The organism is Escherichia sp. 94.0001 (assembly GCF_013369155.2).
GTDB lineage: Bacteria > Pseudomonadota > Gammaproteobacteria > Enterobacterales > Enterobacteriaceae > Escherichia > Escherichia coli_F.
Genome location: NZ_JABWMS020000105.1, coordinates 1 through 7952 on the forward strand (window position 1 = coordinate 1; position 7952 = coordinate 7952).

Consider the following 7952-nt stretch of genomic DNA (forward strand, 5'->3'; position numbering starts at 1 on the left):
CCATTCAGTTTCGGAGTAACCGTGGCACTGCCGGCGGTGAACACCAGCTCCAGCGCCTGCCAGTCGTTACTGTAGTTCCCGAATTCCCCCAGCTTCGTGTTTCCTGACTTCCTGTGGTGCATCAGATTCAGTTTGCCGTCGGTGGTCTGCGTAAAGTACGACATCAGGAACGGATCACCAGTCCCCGTCATCGTCACACCATCAGGAACAGGAGCGTCTGTGTACAGATAAAGCCCCAGTCCAAACTGGTTGTTTGTCAGAGCACCAGTCAGACGGAACTTACAGGTCAGCTTCCCTCCCCGGCTCAGCAGTGAGGATGCATTCTTCACCGGATGCGATAGTATCCAGCTTTTACCGCTCTCTTTGACAATTCTCAGTACGCCATCCGATAACTGAACGCTGCCCCCGGTAATATTCCACCCCTGAGAAGCAACATCGCCGGCGGAGGCCAGAAGCGATATCGATTCCAGGGATGAGTCATCCGGCGACGTAGAGCCACCTGCTGATGGTGTGTTCTCCGGTTTTACACCGGCAATAAATGCCTGTGAGCGCCCTGCCTGCGACAGGATAGCAGAGGCCATTCTGTCTGCAATAATCCCACGCCGTGCCCAGGCACTGAAATGGCTCGCACGGTCTGCTGACGTCCAGTTGGCCGATGTCCGGGATGCCGCCCCGTAATAACCGGCAGCCACGATATCCGGATCTTCCGTCGGCTCATTCGTGGGCGTGTTTTCACCACTGCCACCTGTCATAAAAGGAACAAAGAAAATATTCTGTGCTTCCTTTCCTTTATAAGCGCCATACACCGCCTCATATTGTGTGGCGTACTTCTGTTTCCAGATGTATGTGGTGTCGCCACAAATCCACGGCACTTTTTGAGCGCTTCCACCATGACACTGCGCCGCCATACCGGCAAGGTCGCTACGGAACTGCTGCACCATCGACTGGAATGCTGCAGGCTGCTGAGCATAGCCAGCGTTTGTCATATCGAATTCACCCTGCATCCAGCATACCGCCAGCAGAACATTTTCAGGATTCTTCGCCAGTGCCGCTTTTGTACGCAGTATCAGATCCTGATATAACGGCTTACCCACTCCCCAGCGCGCAGAGTTCTGGCTGGCCCCCGTAGCTTCACTGAATGTACCATCCGCCCCTGCTGTAAATGCTGAACCGCCACGGGAGCAGGGAACCAGCAGAATCCCGGCATTTTTTGGGATATACGGCAGCAGACGTTTGGCGATATGTAAGCCCTGTCCGACACACCCATACTGACCTTTGCTTAAATCTGCTTCAGGGTGACTGAACACACTCATATCCTGCACATCATGCAGACAATGATCTGCCGGAATCACATCGTTAAATACACATGCCTCTCCGCCAGGCGTCACCGTACTGCGACGTGCCAACTGCTTAATACGCGGATCAGGCGCATCATATGAATCAGGAAGAGGAATACCCTCACCATAAGACATGGCATTGGACTGTCCGGCCAGCACGACCACGTAGTACCACTCCGGCTCAGTTGTGCCACTGACCACCACATCACCTTCTGCTGCAATCGCCTGCATCAGGGTATAAGGAGTTATGGCCACAGGGCTACCAAACGGCTGCCAGCCTTCTTTCAGTTTTTGCGTGAGCTTGTCCGCCAGATCTGATGGCGATGCTGCCCGCACAATATCGTAACGATTAATCGACATCGAATTTCTCCCATGCACAGGAATAGAGTAAAAAAGGCCGAAACAGAAGAAAATCACAGGATGAGCATCTGCCAGTGGCAGATCGTAAAAAAAGGCCGCGCCATGCGCAGCCAAAACTCACAAGGAAAATGATAAGTAGAATCACAACTTTGATATATGCATGGTCCGGTGGCCGCCCCGGTGAATTCAGTATCAGCACCTGAATCCGCGCCCCCCAGTATTCCAGCCTGCTGATAACCTCTTACACATGGGGATTCGCCATACGGCAGTATTTCTAATAAACAGTAAGTAAAAAAATCAAGCATTATTCAGACTGTTTCTTTTCATCACCGACCACCGTAATGTCACAATCCCACGCATCATCACACCATCAGCCAGTACCGACATCAGACGCCCGGTGAAATCCACTGCCACCACCAGAAACAACATGATGACAGTCTGCCCAAAGCGTGCACTTTCCACAGATACTGCCCAGCGGTAACTGCAGAGCCTGCGCCAGTGGGTAACCAGCCTACGGAGGAAGTCACACTGACTATCCCGTAAACCCATCCATGAAAAGCTTTATGGTTGATATGCACCGAACGTGGCGCAGATATGAAAAAAGCCCGCCGAAGCGAGCCTGATAATAAATCTGGAGCTGGTGGCGGGAATCGAACCCGCATCATCAGCCTGGAAGGCTGAGGTAATAGCCATTATATGATACCCGCATATGGTGCCGGCTACCGGAATCGAACTGGCGACCTGATGATTACAAGTCAGTTGCTCTACCTACTGAGCTAAACCAGCATGTTTGGCGGGACAGCGTGGACTCGAACCACGATAAGAAGGTTAACAGCCTTCCGTAATGACCTTTATACGACTGACCCCAATAAAAAAAGCCACCGTTGCAACTTAAGAGTCACTAACGGCAGCTTACCTTCTAATTATGGCTAAATGGATAATTGCATGTCAAGGCCTTTAACAGCAACATGCTCAACTTTCTCAACACGTTTACGCATTTTGAAAGCATTTTTCATTGGCTGGTATAAAACAAATAATGACGCTTTCAGGATGTCGTCAATTTCGTTTCTACAGGTTGCCAGTGAAGGTTTTCTCCATCCCTCGCCACCACGTCCACACATCTTGCGTGGCTTTGCAGTCGCGTGATAGTAGGATGCAATTGCTCGCTTAGATGAACCATGAGCGTAGTAGCTGAGGAGGATGCCAAAGGCTTTCTTGTCAATGTACATGACGGAATCGACGACCTGAGAAATCAACATTCCATCATCATCATTACACATTGGCCTTGTCATAACTCTTCCCGGCTCTACGCTCTCCATGAACTTAGCTATTACGCTGCTCATGCGCTTTTCCAGACGACCTGAATAAACCCATGCGCCCCACAGTTCAAGCCAGCCATTCAGCCACTCGTGCTGTTCTTTGGTGAGGTTTAGTTCTCTTATGCCCACGCGCCTTCTCCCTTGTGATTTGGAATGTGTTTTACTGAGAACGTCATGCGGCCTCACTTCTGCTGTTTCGCAGGTCTTTGAGTTTCTGTTGGTACTCTGCCTTGATCGCCTTGCACTCTTCGACAGTCCAGCGATGGCGGTTATGGTCTGATTCGATTTCCTCTACTGCTTCCTGCCCGATGCGGCTAATCAGTTCGACGCGATACGGAACGAGATTTCCGCTTTTGTGCTGGTTGCACACCACGCATTGCTTGTGAATATTGCGTTCATCAAATCGGAGTTGAGGTGCCGCAGCAGTTGTCCGGTAATGTCCGGCATCCCACTGAGCAGACGTGAGCGTTCCGCACGAGATACATGGTAAGTCGCGGTCTCTTTCTCTGATGAAGGCGTTTACGGCTTGTTGGGCTTGTTTAATCCAGTAACTGCGGGGCTTTAAGGCGAGTTTTCGAATCTTCAGTTTATCTTTCTGTTTCTGCTCCTCTCGTCGTCGTTTCTTCTCTGCTGCTTTTTCCGCTTTTTCGCGTTCTTTGCTTCGTCGTTCGAGTGCTATCTTTGTTCCACAAATCTCATTACACCAATATTGATTTTGATATTTTGGTATAAACCATTCATTGCAACATTTACATTTCCTTCGATAGATTCGCATAAGTGCTCCTTTCGTTGCCGGAAAAATCACCGTAATACTTATCTCGGGCTTCTTCAGCAACTAGTACCGCTAACTCCAGATCATCAAAGCATCCGAAGCGTTTACTCTTGCCATGGAAACCTAGCCTAACATTCCATTTTTTCTGTCGTTTGTGCCAAGTAACCCCTCTGCAACCTGATTTGCTATTCTTTCGGATCCTTATATTTCTTGAATTTTCTATTGGCAGGCATTCTCTTAAATTTTCTGGCCTATTATCGGTCCTAATTCCATTAACGTGGTCAATTTGACCAGCAGGCCAACGATTATGAGTTATGTAAAAAACTAAGACGTGAGTTTTATATCTACGCCCATCTATCATGATCATTGAATAACCGTTGGAATCAAAAGTTCCAGCAACACTATTTAATGCTATCCTTCCCTGAGTGGGAACTTTCCATCTAAATACCCCGATAGATTTATCGAAACTTAGTAACTCAAATATCCTTTTAACAGTTAAATCTTCTCTTTTACGGTTACATCGTCTTCGCGCTGGTTTAGCCATCGTCTTCTTCCTCCGTAATGTTTTTCTGAATTTAGCCACCTGAACAGAGCTCACCAAAGCTATGGATGTCGGTATTTCCACAATACCAAGATGGCGCAAATAACTGCATGATAAGTCTCAGAAAAAAGGGAAGACACTCCCCCCCGGCGATTCAGAAACAAATCAAAACACATAAACTAAAGAAAAAACCGCAACAAATAGAAATAGAAATAGAAATAGAAATAGAAATAGAAATAGAAATAGAAATATTAAAACAGGCCACCACATTCCTGATGTCATACTCCCTAAAAAATTCTCGATAACATGGTAGCTCATGGCTCGTTATCGTGTAGCCCCCCTCCTCTGCTACGTATTCGGTGTTCAGTGCAATAGCTACAAATACTGGAAAAATCTAAAATCGTGGTAAGTTTTTGTTGATAACTATAGTTAGACTATATTGACGACCTGATGTGCTGTATGTAATAACTAACAGAAAATTATTTTACATCGCAAATACCTTTTCTTTAATGAAACACAAAATATTTTTGCATTAATTGTTAATATTGTGAAAGCTATTATTTCAGGGGGGAATTTTGATTCCAAATTCAACTTCAAATAAAGGTTACGTATGCATTGACATGCAGTATTCGTCAACCACCGAACAAACAGTTTCTACCTCCAGCAACCGGAGTATTAAATTAGCCGTTCCCCAAAATGAATATCCGATAACAAGAAACAACTCCGAACTTACTCTGAACGATTTCCTTGATAATAGCTCTTCTACGTCATCATTGAACTACATTAATGAATTTGGTTCTCAACTGACGTTAAATGATTTTCTTGACAACGTAAAGACAAATGATGTGGATAAAACATGTGAAGATGTGGTAATTAATATCCCACAAGAGATACTAACAAATACACAAGAAAATGACTTGTTATTACCTGCTAAAAATAATTCAACATGCATTGAAATCGATGAAAGAATTACAAAAATCCTAACATGCAAGCATAAATATCAACTGGACAGCATCATTCATGAAATTATACCAAAAGAGAATGAGAGTGCAGAAACTGTTCTCCATCTTATGAGAGTTCTGAACGACCAATACCATCAGGCATACGAGCAGTCAGGATGTTTTTATAAAGCCTATATGGCCCTACACAATAAAATTGAGCAGACTCTCCCCTATGCGTTCAGATCTGGAGGCGGAATCAGCATTCACTTGCTCATACAGGCATTATTTTTTAATGGCGACTATAACAAATCGTCCTCACAACATCAACAATCATCTTTATATACATCACCTTCTCCAACAATAAATACAGAAGCATTCTTAAGTAATGTATTATCACTAGATATAACCCAGGTACGCATACTTGGTGATTTACTATCAGCAACTTTATTTCATGTACCAACAATACTCTACCAATATCCTAAACTAACAGATGAAATTAAATATTGCATAAGCAATAGAAAAATAACAGGTTCGGTTATAGCACGATTTACTCTATGTTTAACAAGTACGTTACTAACCATGTCACCACTATTAATGCTTAATGGAGCAGTTAAAACAGGTAGCATAGTAAGAACCATAGGTAGGGGAGTGAGTTATGCTGATATACCATTAGCCTTAGCTATATTAGGTGACTCATGGTATAAAGCGTATAAACATGGTTCTTCTGATAACCCAAATTCTGCTCAGAGATTTATATCGCAAGAAGCGGCATTTAAAACCACCCAGCGGGTATTAACTCAGGGATTAAGTCTGATGTCCTCTTTATCGGGAGCAATCATGCGCTCTCTTGAGAAAGGTACACCACCACAAATGATGTCTTTATTCATCGTAAACATACTAAATCTATTATTTCATCAAAATCCATATGAAGGGGCATCAGCAAGTGCTAATGCTTTGAAAAGATCAACTTACTCCCATAATCCGGACATGCTAAATACTCAGACAATAGCTCTTTGTGTTGACCTCCAGCATACAAAAAATATAACCATGCCACTTTTCAAAACAAAAGACAGGGTATCTTACGCATTCAATGGACAAAGAACATCCCCAGAAGACCAAAAACAAATACTGAAAGAAGTTATAAACGCCTGTACCCAAGGAGAAAGAGCCATTTTAAATACATCACAATCAGAAACATGCAAACATAAAATCGATGAGATTTACGAAAAAAGATTCTCAGAAACAGGACTAAATACATTACCAAACGAAATGAAAAACTTCTTGAAATTTTTGAACGAAACTCATAAAAAAGATATTTCATGTTTAAGCATGGGTAACGAAGTCAATGAAAAAATAATTGCAGTTATAGTCAAGACGTTAGCATATAGAGAGTCTATGTTGTGTTAGACTTTAACTCTACATTGATATAGCATTAGCCAAATATTCAACAGTGTATGCGACCAAACACCAACATGTCGCATACATATACAAGTTGAATATCTAATTATATTTAATTAATATATTTCAATAAAAACCAAATTACAAACTCACACCAAAAGCTTCATAATGAATTAACAATCAATTCTTTTCATCTTTATAAATTCTCATATCAGGCTTGCACCCGATAAACCGACGAAAACCATTTAAAACCCATCGAGTGAAATAATCTCTAAAACCAAAGAGATACCAAGTGAAAATATTCACGATAAAATGCCCGGTCAAAGCCCCTCCGATACCGCATGCAAGAACAGTAAAAAAATCAGATGTTTTCATAAATATCAGTCCTCATCGTTTTGCCTGGCATGTCCTTTACCAGCAATCTTCTGTATGCACTAAGCCTAGATAGAATCCACTCTGTGCACACTGAAGCCCGCTCGACGCTTTCTTGTTCGTAACTGCGATTTTAGTCAATCACCTTGTTTTCCTCGCACGATGTCTTAGCCACCGGATATCCCACAGGTGAGCCGTGTAATTGAAGGTTTTTACGTCAGATTCTTTTGGGATTGGCTTGCGTTTATTTCTGTAGCGTTTCGTTGGAAGGTATTTGCAGTTTTCGCAGATGATGTCGGTGATACTTCGTCGCTGTCGCCTCATGCCGCCCTCCTGACGCCCTGCCCGATCGCCATCAATGCCGCTTTGGATACGGTAGTAAACATCCGTCGAGGACTGATGAACGGTCGCCAAATCAGCAGCATTGAGCCTTTGCTGTTTCCCTTCTTCTCCAGCCCTGTCGATGGTTCGATAAAATTAATCCGTCCATCAGTGATGATGCGAACTTCGTCAACACTCTCCAGAGCCTTGCTGAACCATCCGACAGACATATCCTCTGGCACAAGCATCACTACCGTCTGTCGCTGTTGTATGCACTGCTCAGCGGCTTTTTCCACCCACGGCCTGATATTGCTGTACGGTGGGTTATTCCAGATTGCACCGTGGCTTATCCACTCAGAATTTAGCGCGTCGTCGGCCTCAGTTAACCAGTGAGCGCACAGAGCATTTTTGTCGCTCGCTGCCGAATCCAGCCAGAATCCAAACTCAATATCCAGTGCATCAAAAAGCCAAAGCGGCGTTTGCCAGCAGTCCTTGTCGTGTGCTGCCGTATTTGATTTGATAGTCATGCAGCCCGATCTCCCCATCGCGCTTTCCATTCGAGAGCCAGTCGCGCTTCGTCTGACCACTTAA

General features: G+C 44.3%; 9 protein-coding genes, 3 tRNA genes and 2 pseudogenes. 2 read left to right on the plus strand and 12 right to left on the minus strand.

Annotation, left to right across the window (positions count from 1 at the left end; all coding sequences use genetic code 11):
- Positions 1 to 1697: DUF6645 domain-containing protein (locus HEN33_RS23485; RefSeq protein ID WP_183083481.1), on the minus strand; the 1697-nt coding region annotated here is incomplete at its 3' end.
- On the opposite strand from HEN33_RS23485, the pseudogene HEN33_RS27170 reads away from it, so the two are divergent.
- A pseudogene (locus HEN33_RS27170) lies at positions 1674 to 1831 on the plus strand (hypothetical protein); the annotation flags it as partial. The gene HEN33_RS23485 and the pseudogene HEN33_RS27170 overlap by 24 nt on opposite strands.
- A 163-nt stretch (positions 1832 to 1994) precedes the next feature.
- On the opposite strand, the gene HEN33_RS23490 reads toward HEN33_RS27170, so the two are convergent.
- From HEN33_RS23490 to HEN33_RS23520, 7 genes are all read right to left on the minus strand, one after another.
- Positions 1995 to 2159: a DUF3927 family protein gene (locus HEN33_RS23490; RefSeq protein WP_000443178.1), complete on the minus strand. Its 165-nt coding sequence runs from the start codon at positions 2157 to 2159 to the stop codon at positions 1995 to 1997.
- A gap of 170 nt (positions 2160 to 2329) precedes the next feature.
- Positions 2330 to 2404 (minus strand) — tRNA-Gly (locus HEN33_RS23495).
- A gap of 3 nt (positions 2405 to 2407) precedes the next feature.
- Positions 2408 to 2483, minus strand: a tRNA-Thr gene (locus HEN33_RS23500).
- Between the two features lie 5 nt (positions 2484 to 2488).
- Positions 2489 to 2563 (minus strand) — tRNA-Asn (locus HEN33_RS23505).
- A gap of 63 nt (positions 2564 to 2626) precedes the next feature.
- Positions 2627 to 3145 (minus strand): antiterminator Q family protein, encoded by a 519-nt coding sequence (locus tag HEN33_RS23510; RefSeq protein ID WP_096884186.1) that lies wholly within the window; start codon positions 3143 to 3145, stop codon positions 2627 to 2629.
- Between the two features lie 43 nt (positions 3146 to 3188).
- A complete protein-coding gene (locus HEN33_RS23515; protein ID WP_102204046.1) occupies positions 3189 to 3791 on the minus strand; it encodes a recombination protein NinG in 603 nt (200 codons plus the stop codon).
- Positions 3766 to 4332, minus strand: coding sequence for an HNH endonuclease (locus tag HEN33_RS23520; RefSeq protein ID WP_001108079.1), 567 nt, complete (start codon positions 4330 to 4332; stop codon positions 3766 to 3768). The genes HEN33_RS23515 and HEN33_RS23520 overlap by 26 nt, the downstream gene beginning before the upstream one ends.
- A 572-nt stretch (positions 4333 to 4904) precedes the next feature.
- On the opposite strand from HEN33_RS23520, the gene HEN33_RS23525 reads away from it, so the two are divergent.
- Positions 4905 to 6677, plus strand: coding sequence for a hypothetical protein (locus HEN33_RS23525; RefSeq protein WP_059275004.1), 1773 nt, complete (start codon positions 4905 to 4907; stop codon positions 6675 to 6677).
- A gap of 171 nt (positions 6678 to 6848) precedes the next feature.
- Here HEN33_RS23525 and HEN33_RS23530 read toward each other — a convergent pair whose 3' ends face one another.
- From HEN33_RS23530 to HEN33_RS23545, 4 genes and pseudogenes are all read right to left on the minus strand, one after another.
- Positions 6849 to 7043 (minus strand): hypothetical protein, encoded by a 195-nt coding sequence (locus tag HEN33_RS23530; protein ID WP_071987619.1) that lies wholly within the window; start codon positions 7041 to 7043, stop codon positions 6849 to 6851.
- 138 nt (positions 7044 to 7181) lie between these two features.
- Complete coding sequence (locus HEN33_RS23535; RefSeq protein ID WP_001254266.1) at positions 7182 to 7364, minus strand: NinE family protein; 183 nt, start codon at positions 7362 to 7364, stop codon at positions 7182 to 7184.
- Positions 7361 to 7888, minus strand: a complete 528-nt coding sequence (locus HEN33_RS23540; protein WP_069916082.1) for a phage N-6-adenine-methyltransferase — start codon at positions 7886 to 7888, stop codon at positions 7361 to 7363. The genes HEN33_RS23535 and HEN33_RS23540 overlap by 4 nt, the downstream gene beginning before the upstream one ends.
- Positions 7885 to 7952: pseudogene (locus HEN33_RS23545) on the minus strand (recombination protein NinB); the annotation flags it as partial. The gene HEN33_RS23540 and the pseudogene HEN33_RS23545, both read right to left, overlap by 4 nt.

Coding starts and splice junctions, on each gene's coding strand:
- HEN33_RS23520 (WP_001108079.1), bottom strand. CDS start 4,332: ATGGCTAAACCAGCGCGAAGACGATGTAACCGTAAAAGAGAAGATTTA.
- HEN33_RS23530 (WP_071987619.1), bottom strand. CDS start 7,043: ATGAAAACATCTGATTTTTTTACTGTTCTTGCATGCGGTATCGGAGGG.
- HEN33_RS23540 (WP_069916082.1), bottom strand. CDS start 7,888: ATGACTATCAAATCAAATACGGCAGCACACGACAAGGACTGCTGGCAA.
- HEN33_RS23535 (WP_001254266.1), bottom strand. CDS start 7,364: ATGAGGCGACAGCGACGAAGTATCACCGACATCATCTGCGAAAACTGC.
- HEN33_RS23515 (WP_102204046.1), bottom strand. CDS start 3,791: ATGCGAATCTATCGAAGGAAATGTAAATGTTGCAATGAATGGTTTATA.